Here is a 22,297-nt window from a genome sequence, read left to right as displayed (position 1 = left end):
ACGCGGCGGTCGCGCGCGGCCCGGGCGCCGGAGTCGGGGCGGGCGGCGGTCACGAGGGCGCGCATGGTGCCGGCATCGAAGTAGCCCGCCGACTGCACGAGCGGGGCGACGCGGCGGAGAAAGCTGGCGTCGGTGGACTCGTCGTCGCGCCCGGTACTCAGGCGGGGGGCCGCGCCGGCAAGACTGTCGGCGAGGGCGCGCGCGTCGTGCGGGGCGCGCGCGAGTACCCGCCGGAAGAGCGAATCGGGGGTGAGCCCGATCGCCCCGAGCACCTCGTGGCTGCGCAGGGCGGCGGGCACCTGCCGGTGCGTGGTGGCCACGAGGCCGAAGGTGGCGCGCGCGCCCAACGCGCCGTGCGTGCGCACCATGCGCACGTACTTGCCGAAGTCGCCGTCGAAGGCGAAGCCGTCGCGCAGATTCACGATGAGATCGGGGGCGTTCTCAACTTCCTTCGCGGCACTGCGCACGAGCCGATTGAGGGCATCGGGATACGCGCTCGTCGTCACGGTGGCTCGTGTGACACTGTCAGCGAGCCAGCGCGGCGCCGAGGCCGGCGAGAACCACTCCGCCGGTAGCGCGAGCGGATTGCCGCGCACCGCTTCCACGGCGTACACGAACCCGCCGCTTGCGGTAGTCCCCCAGCGCACGCGGGTTTCGCCCCGCCCACTCACGACGGTCACGTACCGGTCAGCGGGCCGGACCTCGAGCCACGTGACCAGATCCACGGCCGAATCGCGCACCGCCGCTTCGGCGAACGCGCGGCGCCGTGACAGATCGGCAACGTACACATTGACCATGCTCGCCAGCGCGATGGTGACGACGGCGGCCTGATTGGGGGCGGTGAGCGACCCCGTGTCGCGCCGCACGAGCTGCGCACTGCGAAAGGCGTTCGCCAGCGACACCGGCGTCAGATACGATTCCGCCGCCCCTTCCACAAAGCGGCCGGCATTGCCATGGTCGGAGACGATGACATGGTGGACCGGCGCACCGCCGCGTCGCTCGAGGGAATCGATCACCCGCGTCATCATCGCATCGAGGCGGCGCAGGTAGCCAAAGAGGACGCCGCGCTGCGTGTGCGCAATGGCATCGACGCCGCCGATGAACACGGTGTACTGGCGCCCGCTGAAGTGCTCCAGCACATCGCGCTCGGCGTCAGCCAGCTCCTTGTCCGGGAGCGCGTCGCCCTTGAAGTACATGAGCGGTTCGCTGAGCGGATCGGCAAACCAGTCAAAGGCGCGCATGTAGTTGAAGGGCGCCGCCTGCCGCGCGAACACCTGCCGCGGATCGTCGGCGACGCGCATCGCGTCGAGATCAAACCACCGCGCTTCCACGGTACGGATGTTCGCCCGCTCGCCGAAGACGCGGCGCGCGCCGGTGAGCTCCGTCCACGAGGGGTGGCTCATGGACGGATACGGCGCGATGTGGCGGCCGGCGTTCGGAAAGCGGCGGAAGAGCCCACGCGCCCGCGCTTCGGTGAATGCCTCGAAGCTCAGGCCGTCGATGGCCCAGAGGAGCGTGCGCGGCGTGGTGTCTGCGCGGGCGGCAGCGTTGCGGCGCGCGACATCCTCGCGCGGGGGGCGCGGGGCAGCAGGGGTCGAGGCGGGAGATCCCGCCAGTGCGGCAAGCAGCAGGAGCGCGGTGACCATCGGTCTGCGATTTTGCAGACCGCCGGGCACCGCGGCAAGCGCTCCGCGAATTCCTACTCGCAGGAAATGCGGTAGCTGTCGCGGTAGACGGTCAACTCGCCGTTCGGATTGAAGGCGACCTTGTAGCTCAGCTTCGCGTCGATGTTCGGCGCGGCGCCCTGCCCAATCAAGCGGAGGCGAGACGTCAGGGTGTACGCGTCACCCGAGGTCACGCGGAACGACTGCCGCTCACTGCTGGCGAACCGATAGCGCTCGCCGCGTGTGTTGAACGCCTCGCCGCGGATATCGACATCGATCCAGGCGATGAATCCCCCGCTCGCAGGGGTGGTGAGGCTGCGCTGAAACTGCGCGCTGCCGATGCCAATCATGTCATCGCTGCACCCATTGCCGTCGATGATGAAGACGGCGTCGCCCCGCGCGTTGTCGAGCATGGCGCTGGCGGCGGTGAGGTCGGCCGGTGCCGTCAGCGGGGATCCGCAGGCGGTCAGGAGACTGGCGGCGACCAGGAAGGGCGCGGCAAGCGACAGTCGCATGGGCAATGGCAAGGGCGGGAGGGAACGGGCATCCGGAAGTCGCCCGAAACAAAACATGTGCGCTACATCACGCAATGATGACGCAATCTCCATCTTCGTACAGTCGAGGTCGGCTGCCGTGCGTCATTCGACGTATGGGGTGCGTCATCGTTCGACGGTACGATCGGGGCACCTCGAACCGGAGCTTCTCGTGTTGCTGCTGCGCGCTGTGGTCCGCCTCGCTGTCGTGCCGATGGTTGCCTCGTGCTTGCTGGGATCGGTGGTGGAGGCGCAGCCCGCGCCCGCTCCCTCGCCGGTCCGCGCGCCAACGACGACGCTCTCGCTGATGCTGAGCGGCGGCACGGCGTCGTGGAGCGGCCCGTTCCTGGCGGGCAACAAATCGGCGGGCCTGTTCGGGCTGGCGTTCACCCGTCGCGTGCGGCCGCAGTGGGGCGTGCGGGCGGAGCTCGCCAGCTCGCCGCTCGAGGGCGATCTCACAGTGCACGGCGCCACGAGCGAGCGGGCGTACCTTAGCGTCGGTCGGGCCAGCGCGGCGTTGCTCGGCCGTCGCTACTTCACCCCGGATACCGTCCGCACCCAGTGGTACGCCGACGCGGGGCTCGCCGTCTTTTCGCAGGGCTGTTCGGTGAACGAATCGGGGGGGCTGTCCGATGTCGGGTTCTTTCCCGGCGACGTGACCCAGTCGTGCGAGACGTTTGAAGACACCCAGCAGCGGCGCCTCTTCTCGAAGGTCGGCCACGGGGCCGGCGTCGTGCTGGCCGTGGGCGTGGACCACGGCCGCCTGGGGCTGCAGCTCCGTGCCGAGCCACTGGGGACGGCCGTGGCGCAGGCCACGGGGGGCGACATCACCGCGCGAACGGTCACCCTCATGCTCCAATGGCACGCGTGGCGCCGATGACGGAGTGCGTCACGGCGCCACGCGGGGACGGCGTCGCTCGCGATGCTCAGCGCGGGGTGCGCGTCCCCTTGTTCGCGTTCGAGATCTGCAGGTCGTAGCCGTTCGGCGTCGTCGTGTGGTAGCTCTTGTACGGCACCTTCGGATCGTGCATGTCGCCGCGGCCACCGGTGTCTTCGCGTGAGCTGAGGCCACGCTTGGTCAGCTCGGCCTTCACCGGGTCCACCTCGAACGGTGAGATGCCGAAGGAGACGTGATCCATCTGCGCGCGGCGCGGGTTGGGCGACTGGAAGTTCGGCGCCAGCGGGTTGCCGCCGCGCACGATGATGTTGCCCACGTCGGCCCCGATCTCCATCTCGTTCTGGGACCCTTCATCGCCGGTGGGGCGCCAGCCGAGCAGGTTCTGATAGAAGGCCGCGCTCTCCTTGTAGTCGGTCACCTGGAAGGAGATGTGGTCGAGCCAGACGGTCTTCCAGTTGGTGTTCTCGAAGGGCGCCGGCGTGTCGCTCTTCGCCGCCGCCGTCTTGGCGCGCGCCGCCTTGATGTGCGCATCGTTGCACACCGCCACCGAAAAGCCGTCGGGATCCTTGAAGCGGAAGCACTGGGAGGCGCCGTCGTTCTCGGCCACGGGATTCAACCCGCGCTTGGTGAGCTCGGCCTCGACCTTCTTGGTATCCCACGGGCTGATGACCCACGCGAAGGCATCCCAGGCCGTGTTGCGCGGCGGCCGCTGAAAGCCGCCCGCCCCACCCGCCCGTCCGCCAGCGCCACCGGCGCGGCCCGCCGCACTGTCGCCCGCCGGACGCGGCGGCGCCGGAGGCGCGGGTGGGGCCACGTAGCCACCACGAATCACCACCTGGCCTGCCGCGCCGGCGTCGAGCACCGCCTTGGTGCCATCGTCGCTGCGCAGCGTCCAGTTCATGAGCGCCTGGTAGTAGGCCGACTCCTTCTTGTAGTCTGCCGCCTGAATCGAGAAGTGATCGAGGGCGACGGTCTTCCAGCCGGTCGGCGCGAACGGCGCCTTGATGGCCGAGGTGTCGCACGCCGGCGTACCGGCACGATCACCGCCGCAGCGGCCCTGGGCCTGTGCGGCAACGGGGAGGAGCAGGGCGGCAAGCGCCAGCGCGGGGAAGGATCGCGTCATCGGTGGGGTGGCCCGAGGTGGGAGGAGCGGGGACGGTGGGTCAGAACGTGAGCGTGATTCCCCCGAAGCCCCAGTGTTCGGTGCGGCTCTGGGTCGTTGTGCGTTCGAGGAAGGCGCCGGGGGCGACGAGGCCACCACCGAAGACCACGCGCCAGTGCGTGTCGAGGCGCCATGTGCCGGTGAGATCGAGCTCATCGGCAATGTGGCGATCGCGGTTGGTGCCGGCGGCGCGGAAGACGGTGCTCTGCTTGGTATAGGCCGCATCGTCCAGGCGCACGCGATCGAAGCGATAGAGCGCGAGCCGCAGGTTGAGCGGTGCGAACGGGTCCCACGAGCTCACGGTGTGCAGTTCGCGGGCGTTGGTGCGCCCAATGACATCGGCATAGCCGCCGTGCGAATGGGCGGCCGGATAGAGCACGGTGAAGGCTTCGAGCGTGCCGGTCGTGGCGGGACGCTCGCCGCTCGCCTGCTCGATCCCCAGTGCGAGCGTCGGGGCGCCGTGCACATGCTTCCACTGCAGCTGCGCTTCGGCGACGGCAAACCAGGCGTGGATGTCCTTCGTACCGACGGTGCCGCGCTGGGCCGCGGCTTCGACTTCGAACGATCGGGTGATGGCGCTCTTGGGCGTACCCCAGTTCCACTGCACGCGTCCGCCGGTGGTCAGCCGATAGGTGCGCGCGCCGCTCACCGGATGAATTGCCTGCTCGTACCAGTACGCCTGCCACACCGCCGGCAGGCCGCGCGCCAACGGCTTGGCGCCGGCGGCGCTGCCGAGGGACAGCGTGCGATAGCGCTGCGTGGAATCGGCCACGTTGCGCGCGAACTGTCGCACCGTGACGGGGCGCGCGTCGACGGCTTCGAACGCGAGCGTCCCGCGCACGAGTTGCAGGCGCACACCTTCCGAACTCCGGCGGGTGTTCGACCAGTCGGCCACACCGATCAGCCGCTGTTGCCCCAACGCGATTTCTTGCCGCCCGACGCGCAGGAAATTCGCGCCGCGCCCCACCTCAGCCTGCAGGGTCTGCACATCGTGCCGGTCTTCGTCCTGCGGTCGCGCACCGCCGGGGAGCGTGCGGCCGTAGCTCTGGTCGTCGCGCACTTCGGTAAAGAGGCGCGCGTAGCCCCGCGCCTTGCGCCCCGCCACGAGGTCGGCGCTGAGCAGCACGCGGGACTGACTGTTGTCGTCGTTGACGTCGAGCGTGTTGAAGCCGCGATAGAGCTCCTCGCGCCAGCGGAGCTGCCCGCCAATCGACAGCGAGAGCGGATGCGTGCCAGCGAGCGGGATGTTCTTGAGCCGATCGTGCGGCGCCGACGGCGTGGCGGCGGGGCGCGGCGCCGGCGTGGCCGTGCCGGCTTGCGCACCCGTTTGCTGTGCGGCCGCCGGCTGCGCGACACCGAGCGTGAGGGCAAGGCCGAGGAGGCGTGACCGGCGACTCATGCGGTGGTGACGAGCATGCGCTGCGCCATGGTGTGAAACTCGCGGTCGAGAATCGGGGGCGTCGAGCGCTCGGGGTGATCCAGCCACCAGAGCATCATCTCGAGCAGGGCGCCCGCGAGCATGCGCGCCGCCAATCGCGGCGGGAGCGACGGACGGGCGCCGATGCGGGGGAGGCGTCGCTCGATGCAGTCCGCCAGCAGATCCACGCCGTACTCGAGAATGCCATCCAGCGTGCCGGCGGCGCGCAGCGAGGCCATCACCGGCTGGGCGTCGTGGAAGTGCGAGAGCAGCTCCTGGACCGGCACCAGGCGACGATCTCGCGGTGCCGCGTCCAGGTGGGCCACCATGCTCCCGAACATCCCTTCAAAGCTCGCCAGCAGCGCGTCGTTCTTGTTGCGATAGTGCGCATAGAAGGTGCCGCGCGACACGCCGGCGCGTTCGATGATGTGCTGCACCGTGATGGTGTCGAACGCCTGCTCGTACAGGAGGTCGTGCATGGCCATCCGCAACGCCCGCGAGCTGCGCGCGACGCGGGCGTCGGTCAGCGCCTCCTCGTCGTCCTGAACATCGGGCGTGGGTTTGTTCAACAACGGCCTCGCGGTGGGGGGAGCTGTCATAAGGTCCGGGTGTGCACGGATGTCCGCAACCGCTCCCCCTTCTCTCCCATGACCTCTCGACATAACGCACGCGCGGCGACCCTCGTTGGTGGGGGGCTCATCCTTGGTGTCATGCTGCTGCATCCCACGGGCGCCGAGGCGGTGGCCGATGCCAGTGCCGGCGGTACGCGACATACGCTGGCGCTGGCGACGGCGGTGCACGCGGTGGCGATCGGCGCGGTGCCGCTGCTGCTGGCCGGCATGACTGCGCTCACCTGGCGGCTCCGCGCCGCGCGGGAACTGGCGATCGGCGCCCTGATCTGCTTCGCGCTGGCGTCGGTGGCCGTCCTGTTCGCCGCCGCCATGAGTGGATTGGTCGCGCCCACCCTGCTGGCCGGATTGCGCCCCGTCGGCGATCCGGCGCGTGAGCTTGCCCTGCAGCAGCTGCACTACACGGGGGTGCTCAATCAGGCGTTCGCCACGGTGTATGTGGGGCTCGCGGGCGCGGCATTCGGGCTCTGGGCGCTCGCGATGCGTGGCGATCGCGCGTTCCCGGCGGCCCTGCGATGGGGCGCGGTGCTCGCCGGCATCCTTCCCATCATCGGCGTCGCCGTTGGCCATTTACGGCTCGACGTGCGCGGCTTCGGGTTGGTGGTCGTCCTGCACAGCGCGTGGATGATGACGGCGGCGTGGGTCGCGCGGGGCGACGCCACGCCGATCGCCGCCGTCACGCCGCCGTGATATGCGCCCGTGAGATCTGCTTGAGCGTCGTCGTGCCGCTCTGCTTCATGGTGATCTCGAACTCCTTCTTGAGCAGCGCGAGCACCGTCTCCACGCCTTCCTGACCGAAGGCGCCGAGCCCCCAGATGTAGGGGCGGCCAATGCCGCTGGCGTTCGCGCCCAGCGCGAGCGCCTTGAACACATCGGTGCCGCGGCGCACGCCCCCGTCGCAGATGATCTTGAGCTTTCCGGCGGCGCCCTGCACGACCTCGGGGAGCGAGGTGACCGTCGCGCGCCGCGAATTCTCGGCGCGGCCACCATGATTCGACACGAACACGCCGTCCACGCCATGACGCACGGCGAGCGCGGCGTCTTCGGCGGTCACGATCCCCTTCACCCACACCTTCATCGAGGTGCTCTGGCGAATGCGATCGACGTACTCCCACGTGGGTGTTCCCTTGTCGATCTGGTGCGCGGTGGTGTCGTAGCCCACGAGATTCGGCTTGCGGCGGTTGTCGCGATCATCCACGCGCCCGCTCACGCCCGGGAGTGGCGCGCCGCCCAGATGGCACTTGATGCACTCGCGCGTGTCCTGCCGCGCGTAGCGGATCATCGTTTCGCGATTGCTGCCGCCGAGCAGGTCCACGGTGAACACGATCGCCGTGGCCCCCGCCTTCTCGGCGCGCTTGATCATCTGCTTGGTGATCGCCCAGTCGGCCTGATGATAGAGCTGGAACCACACCGGGCCGCCGCGCTCCTGAATGGCTTCTTCGATGCTCGTGGTGGCCACCGTGGAGAGGACCATCAGGTGATTCTTGGCCTTCGCGGCGCGCGCCACGGCGACTTCGCCCTGCGGGTGGAAGCCCTTCTGCGATCCGAGCGGGTTGATGACGATGGGAGAGCCGTACGTCTGGCCGTAGAACGTGGTGGCCATATCGATCGTGCTCACATCGACCAGCCGCCGCGGCTTGAGCGCCCAGCGGTCGTAGCCGTCGATGTTTGCCTGGATGGTGCGATCGTCGTCGGTGCCGGTCATGAGATAGCCCCAGTGAGCGACCGGGATCTTCTCCTTGGCGACCGGCATGAAGTCCATGACGTCGAGCGCGTCGGCCGCCTTGGTGATGAGCACCGGCGGTTGCGCGCTTTCGCTCGCACGTTGGGCGAGATCGAGGGCGGCGCGGTGCGGGTCGCGCTGACCGGCAAGGAAGCGCGTCAACTCGGCGCGGTCAAAGCCAAGGGCGGCCAGCAGCGGACTGCCGGCGAGGAGAGCAACGAACTGGCGACGGGAGGGCTCAATGGACATGCCATCAAGAGGTGCCCTCCCGCCGCCGTTGTCCAGTGCTGCGCTTAGAAGCTGCCGGTCACCACGACGCCGGCGGGCGACGACACGCGGACCGTGGTGCCGGTGCTGACCATCGGGACCGTCTGGCCCAGCTTCGTGTTGAGATTCAGGCGCGCCTTGCCGAAGGCATCGGCCGTGGCGGTGCCGGCTGCGCTGCCGCCCACGGTGAAGGTGAGCATCGTGCCGGCGGGCACGTTCTCGACTTCGATCTGCAGTTCGCGCTCGTTGGCCGACGTCGCGTACTTGGCCTTGCCCTTGGCGTTGCGATACACGCCATCCGCCGGGCGGGTCAACGCGATCTCGATCTTCGTGGCCGTGCTGCTGCTGGTGGTGCCGCTGCCCGACGCGAACGCGGCGTCGTTGGTCAGGCCCGTCGGCGACGAGTCGGCGCAGGCGGCCAGGGTGGCGACTGCGGCGACGGAGGCGATAGAGGTGATGCGGCGGATGGAACGGAACATGGGCGGGACTCCTCGAGCAAAGGGGGGATGTGGGCCCTCGTGGCCACGACCCCGGGGAGTGCAGGGACAATGCCGCGCGCGCTCCACGCGGGGGCATGCGTGCCCGCGCGTTGCCCCACAACGACTTAGCGCACGGCCGGCAGCCCGGTCCGGTCTCGGTGGGGTGGCATACAACGCTTCGCCGCTGTCACGCGCTATTACAGCGACCGACGCGAACGTGTGCGCGGCATCACCAGCGCTACATTCCGGTCCAGTCTTGCCTCCCTCCGTTCCAAGCCCACTCCTCGTGTCTCTCTTCCGCCCCTGGCGTTCCCTCGCGCTGTTGGCCGTCCTCTCCGTGTCGGCCGCCGCACAACCGGGCATGGTCACGCCGACCCGCATGGACGCGGCCGTGGCCGACTCCTTCGCGAAGCTCGCGCGGCAGCGTTCGCGCCCCACGATCGACGCCATTCGCATTACGGAAACGCCCACGATCGACGGCAAGCTCGATGAGGCGGTCTGGAGCCGCGGCAAGGCGGTCACCGATTTCGTACAGCGGGAGCTGAATGAAGGGGTGCCGGCCTCGGAGCGCACCGAAGTCCGCTTTGCCACCGATGGGGTGAACCTCTACATCGGCGCGCGCATGTACGACCGCGAGCCGCACCTCATCGTGCCGGGCGAGAAGATCCGCGACGTGACGCTCACCAACAGCGATCACATCGCCTTCATCTTCGATACCTATCACGACCATCAGAACGGCTTCGTCTTCGGGACGACGCCGGCCGGCGTGGAGTACGACGGCCAGGTGATCCGCGAAGGCGAAGGCGGTGGCGCCCAGATCGCCGGACAGAATCGCACCCAGGCCGGCGCGCTCGGCGGCTTCAACGTGAACTGGGACGCCAGCTGGACGGTGGCTACCACCATCGATTCGCTCGGCTGGACGGCGGAGTTCCGCATTCCGTTCTCGACGCTGCGCTACCAGAGCGGCAGCGATGTGCAGACGTGGGGGCTCAACGTCACGCGCAGCATCCGTCGCAAGAACGAGGAGCTGTACTGGTCGTTCATCCCGCGCGCGTTCAACCTCTATCGCCTGTCGCTCGCCGGCAATCTGGCGAGCCTGCAGGTCCCGGTGCGCCGCATTCGCACGGTGACGCCGTATTTCCTGTCGTCGAGCCAGTCCGCCTGGACCAACGGCGTGCGGGGAACGCGGTCGCCCACCGAGGTGGGCGGTGAGATCAAATACGGTCTCACGCCGTCGCTCACGCTCGACCTCACGTACAACACCGACTTTGCGCAGGTCGAAGTCGACGACCAGCGCCTCAACCTGACGCGCTTCCCGGTCTTCTTTCCCGAGAAGCGACCGTTCTTCCTCGAGAACGCCGGCGTCTTCTCGGCGGGGACGCCGCAGGCGGTGGATCTGTTCTTCACGCGCCGCATCGGCATCGATGCCAACGGCAATGCGCAGCCCATCCTGGGCGGCGGCCGTCTGACGGGGCGTGTGGGGAGTACGACGATCGGGGTGCTGCAGATGCTCACCGACAAGACCGGCGCCTCCGATGGTCAGAGCTACTCGGTCGGCCGCGTGGTGCGTGAGCTCGGCAATCGCTCCCGCTTCGGCGCAATGGTCGTGCAGCGGCTCAATACCGACAGCACGGCCGATGTGAACCGCACCTACGCGGTCGATGGCCGCATCGGGCTGGGGCAGGCATGGACGAGTGATCTGTGGGCCGCCAAGACGGAAACGCCGCGTCTCACCGGCGACAGCTACAGCTACAGCGGCCGTATCGCCTATCAGACGAGCGTGTGGAACCACAACGCGCGCGTGGCGCAGGTGGGCGACGACTTCAATCCGGAAGTGGGTTTCATGAGCCGCCCGGGGGGCTACCGCGCGTACGACTTCTCCTTGATGCGCCTGGTGCGCAAGCCGGAGTGGACGTGGTTCAAGCAGTGGAACCCGCACACGAGCTATCGGCGCTTCGTGGGCCGCGACGGCTTTTTCCAGACGGGCTACTGGCACATCGACATGACCGAGATCGAATTGGCCAACGGCGCCCGATTCGGTCCGGAGTACAACATCTCGCATGAAGGGCTGCAGCAGCCCTTCACGATCGCCAAGGGCGTCGTGCTGCCGGTGGGCGCGTACGACTGGGGCACGCTCGGGTTCGACTACAACAGCGATCCCAGCGAGAACGTGAGCATCGCCGGCCGCTTTGACTTCGGTGGCTTCTACAATGGGACGCGCAACGGCGGCAGCACCACGCTCACCGTGCGTCGTGGCGCCACGATCTCCGGCTCGCTTACCGCCGAACTGAACGATGTGCACCTGCCGCAGGGGAATTTCACGAGCTCGCTGCAGGCGCTGCGCGTGAACTACTTCTTCACGCCGCGCATCTTCGTGCAGACGCTCACGCAGTACAACAATCAGCAGAAGGTGTGGGGCGCGAACGTCCGGTTCGGCTGGCTCAATACGGCCGGCACGGGACTGTTTCTCGTGTTCAACGAAGGGCGCACCGCGAGCGGGTTCTTCAACTGGGAGCAGCCGCTGCAGCGGAGTGTGTTCCTGAAGTACACGCGGCAGTTCGGGACGGGGGGATAACCCGAAATCCACCCACAACCCACAACCAAAAGCCCGAAACCCCAAACTGATCCGTTATGGGTTTCGGGCTCCTGGTTGTGGGTTGTCGGTTGTGGGTTGTTGCGGGTTTCGGGTGGTGTAGGGTTTTTCCGTATGGCGAAATCCTCCGAATCATCCCACTGTACTCTCGCAGAGTGAGGGCAGCGCCTCCACGACGCCCCAAGCGGACTGGGCATCGATCCCGGTTCCCCCGAGGTGGGATGAGGGCGAAGCGCGAAGGTGTCGCGTGCGCCGACCCGCTGCAACATGCCACCACCGAGTGGCTTGCACCGTTGGCCGAGGCTCGAGCTTCGCCCAAGCGGGTGCCGACCCGGACTCAGGGAGCCGCTGGATTCTCCCGCGACCGCATGCGTCGCTAAGACCCTCCGGGGACGACACAGAAACGCGCCGAGCGTGCACTGCTCGGCGCGTTTCGTGTTGAGGTGCGCCGGCTGCGGCTTTTTCAGGCGCAGCTGCTAGAATTGTGCGCATGCGAGACCATGCCGCCGATATTCGCGCTCTGCGCAAGCAATCCAACGCCGCTATTGATGCGCGCGATCCGGACTACGTGGTGTCCTTCATGACGGCGGATGTCGTCGTGGCCGTCGCCGGCGGGCCGACGCTCACCGGGCGTGTCGCCAACCGCGACGCCTTTGCCGTGCAGATGGACGAGAAGGGTTTTGGCGGCTACCGCCGCTCACCCGTGCTCGTCGTGGTGGCGCCCGATGGCACCAGCGCCACCGAGAACGGCACCTGGGTCGGCCGCTGGCGCATGGGTGGGCGCGCGCACGAGCAGCATGGCAGCTACAGCGCCACGTGGCGGCTTACGGACGTGGGCTGGATGATTGCGTCGGAGACGTATCGCGAAGAGGCCTGACGAGCAGCGTCAGCACGAAGCCGATCGCCAGCAGACTGGCCAACAGCATCAGCGGTTGATCGTAGATGTGGACCTTGCTGCCGCCGGGCGGAAGCGCCGCCTTGGCCCGCGACGACAGCTCGGTGATGATGACCGGCCCCACCACCGCGGCCACGCTCCACGCCGTCAGGAGGGCGCCGTGGATGGCGCCGACATTCGCGACGCCGAAGAGATCGGCGAGAAACGCGGGAATCGTGGCGAAGCCGCCGCCGTACATGGTGAACACCGCCAGCAGGCACGCCAGGAAGGGCCACCACGCCCCCTGTTCGGCGAGGCGCGGGATCAGCAGGAACAGCACCACCTGCGCGCCGAAGAACACCAGATACGTGGTGCGCCGCCCGATGTGATCGGAGATGCTCGACCAGAGCAGGCGCCCACCAGCATTGAACACCGAGATCACCGCCACCACTGCCGCAGCGGCCTTGGGCGTGCGTCCGAAGAGGTCCTGCATCATCGGCGATGCCTGCGCGAGAATGCCGATCCCCGCGGTGACGTTGATGCACAGCATGGCCCAGAGCAGCGCGAACTGCGGCGTCTTGACCGCTTCGCGCCGCGTGAGTCCGGCGGCCACGATGCGCTGCTCGAGCGTGACCGTCATACGGCCGCGCGGCGGATGGCCCGGCGCGTGGCGTAACAGCTGCGCGCCACCCAGCATGATGACGAGGTACGAGACGCCCAGCACCGCCAGCGCCCCGGCAACGCCGACGCGCTCGATGAGAAACGCGTTGGCATACCCGCCCAGAAACGCGCCGCCGCCAAAGCCCATGATGGCCAGCCCCGTGGCCATGCCACGCCGGTCGGGGAACCACTTCACCAGCGTGCTCACCGGGGCGATGTAGCCGATGCCGCAGCCGATACCGCAGAGGATCCCCATGCCCAGGAAGAGCAGCAGCGGCTGCACGAGCACGAGCGCCAGCGCGCCCACCAGCAGCCCACTCGCGAAGAAGGCCGCCGACGTGCGCGCGGCCACCTTCGCGCCGCGCATCTCGACCCAGGGCCCCAACGTCGCGGCACTCAGCCCCAGCAGCACGAGCGCCGTCGTGAACGTGGGATAGGGCGGCGTAAGCCACCACGGGAGCGCCGGAAACGCCGCGGTGATCGGACGGTTGAGCGTGCTCCACGCGTACACCGAGCCGATGCCCAGGTGAACGAGGATGGCACCCAGCGGGATGGGCCAGCGTTTCTCGGTCATAGCCGCTAACCTACTACCATGCACAAGCTCGCCGCTCTCCTCCTCCTGTTACCGGCCGCCGTTGGCGCGCAGGTCGCCCCGAAGGATACGGCGGCCATCGTGCGCCGACTGATTGCGGGCGCCAAATACGCGACCTTTGTGACCCTCGATGAACGGGGCGCCCCACGCAGCCGCATGGTCCAGCCCAAGCCGCCCGAGCGGGACTTCACGGTGTGGTTCGCGACGAACCCGCGGACGCGAAAGGTGCAGGACATCACGCGCGATGGGCGCGTCGTCCTGCACTACTTCGATCCCGTACGCCAGGGATATGTCTCGATCGTGGGTACCGCCACAGTAGCCCGCGACAAGGCCACCAAGGACGCGCATTGGGATCCGGCGTGGGATGCCTTCTACAAGGATCGCGAGAACGGTGTGGTCCTGATTGGTGTCACGCCCGATCACCTGGAGATCGTGAGCGACAAGGATCACATCACGGGCGACAACGCGACCTGGCGCCCGCCGGTCTGGAAGCCTACCGGCGCGAAGAACCGCTAGCGCACTGCGCCCAGCGGGACGAACACGCCGTCGTCCACACGCCCGTTGCGCACGGTATACACCGTGATGCCGCTCGGGAGCACCGTGCCGGCCTTCGGCGTGTCGCCCACAACCGCCGCCGTCTGAAAGAACCGCAGCGGGCCGCTCGTGGTCTGCATCGTGACCATCTCGCGGGCGTGAATGTGCCCGGCGAGGGCAATCTCAAAGCGATGCGGGCGAATGGCCGCGAGCACGTCGGCCAGATTGGACGCCGTGTGCCGGAACTGCTTCTTGCCTTTCACGGTGATGATCGTGGGCGCCGGCGGGGCTTCGGTGTAGCCGCCCACGCCTTCGGAGGCGGAGACGAGCGGGATGTGACTGAACGTCACCACCGGCACGCTGTCCGGGAGCACCGCGAGATCGCGGCGCAGCCACGCGAGCTGCAGCGAATCGACGTGTCCGTAGTACCACTGATCGTCGATATCCACCGTATTCAGGGCGACGAAGTGCATGCCGCCGGCATTGAACGAGTAGTACTCGGGTCCCAAGCGACCGCGATACATCGCCTTGCCCACGAGCGGGTTCGTCGCCGGCACCTTCGACAACTCGCGCTCGATACCGAAGATCTCGTGATTCCCCGGCACCGTACGGAACGGGGTGCGCAGCGCACGCATCTCGTTCGCGAACAGTTCGTAGTAGCCCGTCGCCTCGGCTTCACTCACGCGCAGCGCGTCCTTCACCAGATCGCCGGTCACCAGCAGCAGCGCCGGCGCGATCGAATCCACCATGGCGATCATGCGCCGCGTGCGTGGCACCACCGGCGCCGCAATGTGCGTATCCGACGCCTGCACGAACCGGAAGGGCACCGGCTCCTTCCAGGGCGTCAGGGCAAAATCCAGCGTGGGCGCGTCGGCCGGCTTCCACCAGGCGCCGACCGCGCGGGAACCGCGGGGCACCGACACAAACACATTGCCCAGCCCCGCGCCGGGCAGTGTGTAGCGGCCACTCGCGTCGGTCAGTACGACGGTGTCCTGATTGGACACCGCGACGCCCGCCATACCCACCTCGCCAGCATCGCGAACGCCGTTCGCGTTGCGATCGGTATAGACGACCCCCGAGACCGGGGCGACCGCCTTGGACGCCAGCGCGACGAGCGCCGCCACACACCATCCCATCATCGCCCGAATCCGCGTTCAGGTGGCACGGACGTACACGCAGCCCTTCTCCTGCGCGACGGTCGTGGCAAACACGCCACTCGGCTGCATGATCACCCCCGGCATCATCATGCCGAGCGCCTTCTTGCGCGCGTCGGCGTCGGACAGCTTGTCCGTCTTGGCCACCAGATCGACCATGTCACCGAAGGCCAGGTTGCAGGCGAGTGCGATGGCGCCGTTCTTGAGCTGCGAGGCGAGGTCCGCGCCCGCCAGCGTGGCGGGGAGGCCATCGGCGGGCGTCAGCGTGGCCGGGTTCTTGGTGATCGGCTCGCCCGTCCAGGGGTGCTTGACATTGTTGCTTTTGGCGATGCCGTACGTGTCCCAGAATTGCTGATTCATGGCGAGCGCGATCCCGTCATGGCGCAGCACGATCACGGTCGTGAAGTCCGCTGCCGCAATCTTGAAGGCATCCATGTACTGCTTCTTGACCACGGCTCCGCGAATCACGCCCAGGCCGCCGGCAATATCCGGCGAGTCAAAGACGGCCTTGTGCTTCCCGGTAACGCGCGCCGTCCAGGTCATATCAAAGTCGTCGGCCGCGCCCGCCGAGGTCACGTCGGCGAAGGGGGCCGCCGACAGCAGTGACGGCGCACCGGCCACGGCGAGTCCACTCGCGGTGAGCGTCAGTCCAAGCTGCTGCAGAAAGGCGCGGCGGGTCGCTTCGGACTCAGTGGTCCGGTGTGGATGCACATCAGCGGACATCAGCATCTCGTTGTTGGGGACGGGAAGTAGAATACAGCATGCTCACACGTGTTGCCGTCCTCATCTCGCAACTCGGCCTGCGCGCCCACCCGGAGGGGGGCTGGTACGCCGAGACGTTTCGTTCGCCGCATGTGGTTCAGCCCGCTGATCGTCGTGGCGATCGGGCCGCACTGACGGCGATCTGGTTCCTGCTCGTCAATGGGACGTACAGCGCCTGGCATCGCGTCGAAAGCGATGAATCGTGGCACTGGTACGAAGGGGAACCGCTCGAACTGTTCGTCTCGCCGCCTGAGGGCGGGCCGACCACGCGCATTCTTCTGGGACCGCTCGCGACCGGCGGGACGCCGCAGTACGTCGTCCCCGCCGGGTGGTGGCAAGCCGCGCGTCCCACCGGCAGCTATACGCTGAGCGGCTGCACGGTGGGGCCCGGGTTCGACTTTGCCGACTTCACGCTGCTGAGAGACGTGCCGGCGTATCAGCGGCCGTCGCTCGATCCCGCGCTGTTGTAGGCGTTACTTCCGGACGCCGCGCATCTTGGCGCCCTGCTGCAGCAGCGTCAGCGACACGGCGTTGCCGGCGGCATCGAATTCGTACTCGAGGTCGGCTTCGACTTCGCGCACGAAGAAGCGCGTGGGAGACTCGGCGAGCAGCGCCAACGTGGGCTGCGCCGTGGCCGTGAGCGTGAGCGAGTTGCCGGTGCGGGCCACGGTGAGCGAAAACGCCGGCGTGATCTCGAATCGCCCGACGTAGCGGTCGAGCGTCTCGGGGGGCAAGGTGATGGCCGCCCGCGTGGCATTCCGCGGTTTGGTCGCCGCCGGCAGGGGTGCACCGGCCAGCCAGTGCATCGCGATGCCATCGGGGCCCGACGTGGAGTTGGCCAGAATGACCACGCCCATCTTGCGCTTCGCGCTGTAGCCCAGGAACGACGTGAAGCCGCCGGTTCCACCGTTGTGCCACACGATCGTGTCGCCGCCGGGGCCTGGCAGCCGATGCCAGGCGAGCCCCAACGACATGCCGGATGGCCCCTTGGTATAGCGCGCCGCGTGAGCGTCGGCGAGGACGGCGCCCAGGCCATGCGTCTTCGCGCTGGTCGGATCCACATCGGCCGCGAGATTGGCCTCGAGATAGCGCAGCATGTCGGTGATGCTGCTGCGTAGGGCGCCGGCGCCCGCGATGGCATCGAGATCCCAGAGGGGAACGGCCGCCCCGCTGGCATCATGGCCGGTGGACATACGGGCCCGCAGCGCCGGCGTGAGCGCGACGGCCGATTCGCGCATGCCGAGTGGCGCCAGGACGCGCTTGGTCACGAGCTGCTCGTAGCTCTGCTTTGCGCGGGCCGCCAGTGCATAGCCCAGGAGGCCGACGCCGAGATTGGAGTAGTCGTACGCCGCGCCCGGATCGCGGGTGAGTTCGTAGCTGGCGAGAAAGCTCAGCATGCGGGCGCCGTCGTAATCGGCGTACGGATTCGTGGGATCCTTCGGCGCGAAGTTGCCGGGCATGCGCGGCAGCCCGGAGCTCTGCGTGGCCAGATCGAGCAGCGTGATCTGCCGCGCACCGCGAGCGGGAATGCGCGTGCCCGGCGGAAGCAGCTCGGCGACGGGTTGGTCCAGCCGGACAGACCGGTCGGCGACCATGCTCGCGAGGATGGTGCCCGTAAACGTCTTCGTGATCGAGCCAATCTCGAAGAGCGTGTGCGCGTCCACTGGCGCTGAGCCTGCGCCGGTCCCCACGGTGATGATGCGCGTTGCGCCCGTCGAGTCGATGAGCCCGACCGCGTATCCCGGGGCAATGCCACCGTTCACGCGTGCCACCAGCACGGCACGGATGGCCGAATCGGAGGGAAACGCGCGGGGCTGAGCGGAGAGCGAGGGGGTGACGGCAGCGAGTGCTGCGCACGTCACCAGAGCGAGGCAACGCCGATCGAGCGCGAACATGCACGGAGTCCGAAAGAGGTGGAAGCAACGATGCCTTGAGACTAGCCGAATCCCGGCGCCGCGCCACACTTTCGGGCATGACGACTCTTCTGCTTTCGGTCGCGATGGCGGCCGTTCTGCACGGATCCGCCGCCGACAGCGCGCGCTGGATCGTGAGCAACCACGGTCGCGAGGCCGGTGACCTCGTGGTGACGCATCGCGGCGATTCGGTGATCGCGCGGTGGGTCTTTACCGACCGCAATCGCGGCACACGGCTCGAGACCCGCTATCGCGTCGGTCCGGACGGTCGCGTGGTCAGCGGAGAATCCCGCCCGGTGCTGGCCGATGGCTCCGCCGGCGAACCCACCGAGGCGTTCAGCAGCACGCGTGACTCGGTGCGCCAAGGGGTGCCCAGCGGACCTGGCGGCGTACGGGCGAGTGCGCGCGGCGCGACCGATTGGCTCGCGCTGCGCGGCGACACGCCGTGGGCGCAAGCGGAGCTCGCGCAGGCGCTGCTCAGCGCGAAGCGTCGCCCGGCGCGCATCGCCGGTGGGCCGACGCTGCGCGCCGAGCTCATTGCCGATACGGTGCTGCGCCGCGGCGCCGCGCGACAGCGCGCCCGGCTGGTGATGATCTATCGCGGCACGACCCCCAATCCGTATGGCGTGTGGATCGACGAACGCGGTGGGCTCTTGGCCACCGAAATCGCCTGGTTCATCACGGTGCGTCCGGACGTGGTGCCGCTGATGCCGGCGCTGCGCGCCATCGAACTGCGCTGGCGTGATGCCCGCGCGGAAGCGGCAGCGAAGACCGTGGGCAAGGACGTCGGCACGCTGGTCCTGCGTAACGGGAACGTGTTCGACAGCGAGCGCGGCGTGCTCGTGCCCCAGCAGTCGGTCGTGATCCGTGACGGGCGCATCGTCGAGGTGGGAGCCGCCTCGAGCGTCACCGTACCCGCTGGCGCCACCGTGGTGGATGTCACCGGCAAGACGGTGATGCCCGGCATGTGGGAGATGCATGCGCACGCGCAGGTGGCCACGCAGTACGTCTTCGGCATGACGCAGCTCGCGCAGGGGATCACCACCGCGCGCGATCTGGCCGCCGATGTGGATGTCGCCGTGTCATTGCGCGATCGCGTACGCGCCGGCAAACTCGCGGCGCCGCGCTACATCCTCGCCGGTTTCATGGAAGGCCCGCTCGCGTGGGCCGGTCCGACGGCCACCGTCGTCAGCACCGAAGCCGAAGCCCGGCGCTGGGTCGCGCGCTACGACTCGCTCGGCTACAAGCAGATCAAGCTGTACAACGTGCTGCACCCCGATCTCGTACCGGTGATTGCCGCCGAGGCCAAGAAGCGCGGCATGCGCTTGAGCGGACACATCCCGCGCGGCCTGTCGATCGAGGCCGCGGTGGGACTTGGCTACGACGAGATCCAGCACGCGGCGTTCTTCTTCTCGAACTTCTATCAGGACTCGCTCTATCTGCCGCAGATGCGCGCGTATTCGCAGGTCGCGACGGCGGTGGCGCCCACGATCGATGTGAACGGCGCCCCGATGACGCGGCTCATCGAGTACCTCAAGGCGCACAACACGGTGGTGGACGGCACCTTCAATCTGTGGATCGGTGGCGGCGGCGCGTCGGTGGGGGCGGGCGGCTCCCGCGATCAGCTGCGCGCGGATTCGGCGTACATGACCCTGCTGCGGCGCTTGTACGCCGCTGGCGTCCCGCTCACGGCGGGCACCGACAACGCGGCGAGCACGACGTATCGCCGCGAGCTCACGATGATGGAGCTGGCCGGTATTCCGCGGGCCAAGATTCTGCAGGTCGCCACCATCGAATCCGCCCGCATCATGCGCGAGGAGCGTGACTACGGCAGTGTTGCGGTGGGGAAGGTGAGCGATGTGCTCATCGTGAACGGCAATCCGCTGGAGCGCATGGCAGACCTGAGCAAGCTCGAGACGGTCATTCGCGGGCGACGGATGTACACGGTGAGTGAACTCGAGAAGGCCGCCGGGAGCGCCGGCGGTGCGAGCGGACTCGGCGCGTGGGGTATCGCCGAGCCCGGCGACCCCGACTTCTAGAGCGAAAAGTCGGACCTCGGACCTCAGCCTGAGTCGGGCCTCGGAACTCGGTCTCAGACGCCGATGTCAGCACGCAGACCTCGGGATTCGGACATCGGTGGCGATGTCTGAATCCCGAGGTCTGTTTTCCGACTCCTGTGGCCGAGACCGAGTTCGGAGGCCCGACTTTGACCTGACGTCGGACGTCCGACGAATGGCCTACAGGAAGGCGCTGACGGTCTTGGTATCCAGCGTCTGCCCGTTCTTGGTATCCCACAGGCGCAGGTTGAACGTGTGCGTGCGGTTCTGGCAGGGCACGAGCGTGGAGTTGGCCGACCAAAACTGCGTGCCGCCCGGCGCGGTGTTCTTCGCGGCGATGAAGTGCGGGACGTTCACGACGCAGGCCGGATCCGTTTCCGTATCCACCACATCCACTTCGAACGCTTCGTTGCGCGTGCCGCAGTTGTAGGCGCTGCCGCTGAAGCCGATGCCGGTGCGCGTCGTGTAGACCACGATGTTGTACGTGGAGATGGTGGCCGAGAGCGTGCCGCACGAGCCCGACGTGCTGCCGCCGCCACCGCCGCCACCACCGCCGCCACCACCACCGCCGCTGGTCGTCGAGGTGTCGATGCCGCCGCCCGAACCGCCCTGGAGGCGGGGGAGGGCAGCAACCGTGGGCGCCGTGACGTCGGCATTGCTGCAGGCAGCAAGCGTCGCGACGGCGAAGAGGCCGAGGAGTGAGCGGAGGCGCATGGTCGGTTCCGTGAGCGAGGAAAGAGTGTGGCGGGTCGTCCGCCGTGCCATCACATCAGGCATAAGCCGCGCCTCGCGTACTCGAGCGCCCCATTTCAAGCAAAGCGTTGAATGACAAGAACTTGCAATGCGGGTCGTGTCTTCCTGAATTCGAAACAGACGTAACAGGGTGAATTCCACTGTATCGCAACGTGACATGCACACGCGGTTCGGCTGAACGGCAAACGCCCCGCTGAAGGCGCGGAGGCCGTCAGCGGGGCGTGTGGCGCGCCGAGCCCGTCGATCGGTTAGAACGGATCCTGCGCCCGAACAAACTTCTGCAGGCCATACGCGAACCACGGCCCCGTCGACGACGACCCGAGCAAGGTCAGCACGTCGTTCACTTCGCGTCGTCCGGTGGCCACCGTCGCGCGCATGCCTGAGGCGTCAATCGCCACAAACGTCAACGATCGGTCGGCCTGTTCGATCACCTCACCGCTCATGGCTGCCGGCTGGGTATTCGCGAACTGATGCCGGACGGTGAAGCGGTGATCGACAATATCGATGATCGCTCCCGTAAGCATCGCGTTGGTCATCCACTGACCACTGACCATGCCGCTGGCGCGGCTCGGCAGCATCAGCCCGGACTGCTCAAACAGGACGTAGATGCCATCGCCTGGATGCTCGGGACTCGTGGAGCGCGCCACTACCGAGAGAGTGTCGGTGCGGCCCTTCGCGGCGGACAGCACGATCTGCTGCAGGCCGATGTCCGGCCCCAGTGTCCATTGCAGGTCGCGAATCTCTCCGTCCGCGCCGAGCACGAAGCGTGTGGCGCTGACCGAGCCGCCGCCGCGCAGGACGCTGACCGAGACCGTTGCCCCCACGGCGGCCCGATTGCTGTCCGCCTTGGCCGCAATGCGAAGGGTTGGCATCGTGGTCCAGCGATACCATGTGGCGGCGAGCGCACCTTCGAGCACGGTGAACGACACAACGCTGTCTCGCTTGGCGTTCAACACCGGCGGCGAGGGGACGTCAGGGCCGGTCGAACGGTCGGCCGCGGACGTGCACGCGGCACACAGGGCGAGCACGAGCGGTCCGAATGAGATGGAGCTGGCACGACGCATCACGACTCCAGCGTAAGCGGTACGCGCCGACCACGTCGTCGGCTCAGGCCTCCAGCTGCGACGAACTTGGGCAGGCGGTCGACACGGCCGTCGCTGCGTCCTTGAATAGTCGGCGTCGTGGCGTGCCGCGTAAGCGTTCGGCGCGTGAACCTTCGTTCATCGATGAGTGCCGACCTCATCACTGCGAGCAGGCACGTCGCCCGGGGCGTTGCCGAGCCCGCTAACCCCGTTTGCGAAGGGGAGAGGTCGGATATCGGACTTCAGGCCCTAGTCGGGCCTCGGAACTCGGTCTCGGACGCCGATGTCGGTACGCAGACCTCGGGACTCGGACATCGGCGTCGATGGCTGAATCCCGAAGTCTGTTGTCTGACTCCCGTGGCCGAGACCGAGTTCTGAGGCCCGACCGGGCCCGAACTCAGAGGGTCCGATCAACTGCGTACCCAAACGCGCTGTCGGCGCGATTGCGCGGCGCCGCGTATTCGCCAGCGATCACGGCAACGCGCGCGATTTCCGAGATCCGTAATAGACGTCGCGGGATGGACCTCGCCGCAACGCGAGGAAGCTGCGGC

General features: G+C 67.9%; 20 protein-coding genes. 7 read left to right on the top strand and 13 right to left on the bottom strand.

What is annotated here, in order from left to right:
• The coding region (locus K2R93_02835) for a hypothetical protein (protein ID MBY0488757.1) at positions 1-1,646 on the bottom strand (1,646 nt) is incomplete at its 3' end.
• Positions 1,647-1,699: 53 nt separating this feature from the next.
• Positions 1,700-2,179, bottom strand: coding sequence for a hypothetical protein (locus K2R93_02830; GenBank protein MBY0488756.1), 480 nt, complete (start codon positions 2,177-2,179; stop codon positions 1,700-1,702).
• A gap of 118 nt (positions 2,180-2,297) precedes the next feature.
• Between K2R93_02830 and K2R93_02825 the strand changes: the two genes are divergently transcribed.
• Positions 2,298-3,077: a hypothetical protein gene (locus K2R93_02825; GenBank protein ID MBY0488755.1), complete on the top strand. Its 780-nt coding sequence runs from the start codon at positions 2,298-2,300 to the stop codon at positions 3,075-3,077.
• 46 nt (positions 3,078-3,123) lie between these two features.
• Here the strand turns inward: K2R93_02825 and K2R93_02820 are convergent, their stop codons facing one another.
• The 3 genes from K2R93_02820 to K2R93_02810 are packed head-to-tail and all read right to left on the bottom strand — an operon-like array spanning position 3,124 to position 6,243.
• The gene (locus K2R93_02820) at positions 3,124-4,218 is read right to left on the bottom strand and encodes a VOC family protein (protein ID MBY0488754.1); all 1,095 of its coding nucleotides are present in this window, start codon (positions 4,216-4,218) and stop codon (positions 3,124-3,126) included.
• A gap of 40 nt (positions 4,219-4,258) precedes the next feature.
• Entirely contained in the window at positions 4,259-5,656 is a 1,398-nt protein-coding gene (locus K2R93_02815) for an alginate export family protein (protein MBY0488753.1), read from the bottom strand.
• On the bottom strand, positions 5,653-6,243 hold the full coding sequence (locus tag K2R93_02810; protein ID MBY0488752.1) for a TetR/AcrR family transcriptional regulator: 591 nt from the start codon (positions 6,241-6,243) through the stop codon (positions 5,653-5,655). The genes K2R93_02815 and K2R93_02810 overlap by 4 nt, the downstream gene beginning before the upstream one ends.
• A gap of 78 nt (positions 6,244-6,321) precedes the next feature.
• Between K2R93_02810 and K2R93_02805 the strand changes: the two genes are divergently transcribed.
• A complete protein-coding gene (locus K2R93_02805) occupies positions 6,322-6,993 on the top strand; it encodes a hypothetical protein (GenBank protein MBY0488751.1) in 672 nt (223 codons plus the stop codon).
• Here the strand turns inward: K2R93_02805 and K2R93_02800 are convergent.
• Both K2R93_02800 and K2R93_02795 read right to left on the bottom strand, forming a co-directional pair.
• Positions 6,980-8,275 carry an alpha-hydroxy-acid oxidizing protein gene (locus K2R93_02800; GenBank protein ID MBY0488750.1) on the bottom strand — a complete coding sequence of 432 codons (1,296 nt, stop codon included), beginning with the start codon at positions 8,273-8,275 and terminating at the stop codon, positions 6,980-6,982. The two genes, K2R93_02805 and K2R93_02800, sit on opposite strands and share 14 nt — an antisense overlap.
• 44 nt (positions 8,276-8,319) lie before the next feature.
• Positions 8,320-8,772 (bottom strand): hypothetical protein, encoded by a 453-nt coding sequence (locus tag K2R93_02795; GenBank protein MBY0488749.1) that lies wholly within the window; start codon positions 8,770-8,772, stop codon positions 8,320-8,322.
• A 286-nt stretch (positions 8,773-9,058) separates the two neighbouring features.
• Between K2R93_02795 and K2R93_02790 the strand changes: the two genes are divergently transcribed.
• Together K2R93_02790 and K2R93_02785 are read left to right on the top strand one after the other, a co-directional pair.
• Positions 9,059-11,347 carry a carbohydrate binding family 9 domain-containing protein gene (locus tag K2R93_02790; protein ID MBY0488748.1) on the top strand — a complete coding sequence of 763 codons (2,289 nt, stop codon included), beginning with the start codon at positions 9,059-9,061 and terminating at the stop codon, positions 11,345-11,347.
• 508 nt (positions 11,348-11,855) lie between these two features.
• A complete protein-coding gene (locus tag K2R93_02785) occupies positions 11,856-12,242 on the top strand; it encodes a nuclear transport factor 2 family protein (GenBank protein MBY0488747.1) in 387 nt (128 codons plus the stop codon).
• Here K2R93_02785 and K2R93_02780 read toward each other — a convergent pair.
• Positions 12,190-13,473, bottom strand: coding sequence for an OFA family MFS transporter (locus K2R93_02780; protein ID MBY0488746.1), 1,284 nt, complete (start codon positions 13,471-13,473; stop codon positions 12,190-12,192). The two genes, K2R93_02785 and K2R93_02780, sit on opposite strands and share 53 nt — an antisense overlap.
• 18 nt (positions 13,474-13,491) lie before the next feature.
• On the opposite strand from K2R93_02780, the gene K2R93_02775 reads away from it, so the two are divergent.
• The gene (locus K2R93_02775) at positions 13,492-14,007 is read left to right on the top strand and encodes a pyridoxamine 5'-phosphate oxidase family protein (protein MBY0488745.1); all 516 of its coding nucleotides are present in this window, start codon (positions 13,492-13,494) and stop codon (positions 14,005-14,007) included.
• Here K2R93_02775 and K2R93_02770 read toward each other — a convergent pair.
• Both K2R93_02770 and K2R93_02765 read right to left on the bottom strand, forming a co-directional pair.
• Positions 14,004-15,164, bottom strand: coding sequence for a metallophosphoesterase (locus tag K2R93_02770; GenBank protein MBY0488744.1), 1,161 nt, complete (start codon positions 15,162-15,164; stop codon positions 14,004-14,006). The genes K2R93_02775 and K2R93_02770 overlap by 4 nt on opposite strands.
• Positions 15,165-15,179: 15 nt before the next feature.
• Positions 15,180-15,902 carry a hypothetical protein gene (locus tag K2R93_02765; GenBank protein MBY0488743.1) on the bottom strand — a complete coding sequence of 241 codons (723 nt, stop codon included), beginning with the start codon at positions 15,900-15,902 and terminating at the stop codon, positions 15,180-15,182.
• Between the two features lie 38 nt (positions 15,903-15,940).
• On the opposite strand from K2R93_02765, the gene K2R93_02760 reads away from it, so the two are divergent.
• Complete coding sequence (locus K2R93_02760) at positions 15,941-16,411, top strand: cupin domain-containing protein (protein MBY0488742.1); 471 nt, start codon at positions 15,941-15,943, stop codon at positions 16,409-16,411.
• 3 nt (positions 16,412-16,414) lie between these two features.
• Here K2R93_02760 and K2R93_02755 read toward each other — a convergent pair whose 3' ends face one another.
• Positions 16,415-17,836, bottom strand: coding sequence for a serine hydrolase (locus K2R93_02755; GenBank protein ID MBY0488741.1), 1,422 nt, complete (start codon positions 17,834-17,836; stop codon positions 16,415-16,417).
• 77 nt (positions 17,837-17,913) lie between these two features.
• Here K2R93_02755 and K2R93_02750 point away from each other — a divergent pair, with 77 nt between their 5' ends.
• Positions 17,914-19,893 carry an amidohydrolase family protein gene (locus K2R93_02750; protein ID MBY0488740.1) on the top strand — a complete coding sequence of 660 codons (1,980 nt, stop codon included), beginning with the start codon at positions 17,914-17,916 and terminating at the stop codon, positions 19,891-19,893.
• A gap of 198 nt (positions 19,894-20,091) precedes the next feature.
• Here K2R93_02750 and K2R93_02745 read toward each other — a convergent pair whose 3' ends face one another.
• Both K2R93_02745 and K2R93_02740 read right to left on the bottom strand, forming a co-directional pair.
• Positions 20,092-20,625 (bottom strand): hypothetical protein, encoded by a 534-nt coding sequence (locus K2R93_02745; GenBank protein ID MBY0488739.1) that lies wholly within the window; start codon positions 20,623-20,625, stop codon positions 20,092-20,094.
• 287 nt (positions 20,626-20,912) lie between these two features.
• Complete coding sequence (locus K2R93_02740) at positions 20,913-21,593, bottom strand: hypothetical protein (protein ID MBY0488738.1); 681 nt, start codon at positions 21,591-21,593, stop codon at positions 20,913-20,915.
• Positions 21,594-22,297: the final 704 nt, after the last annotated feature.

The organism is Gemmatimonadaceae bacterium (assembly GCA_019752115.1).
GTDB lineage: Bacteria > Gemmatimonadota > Gemmatimonadetes > Gemmatimonadales > Gemmatimonadaceae > Gemmatimonas.
This window is presented reverse-complemented; position numbering and strand designations above follow the sequence as displayed.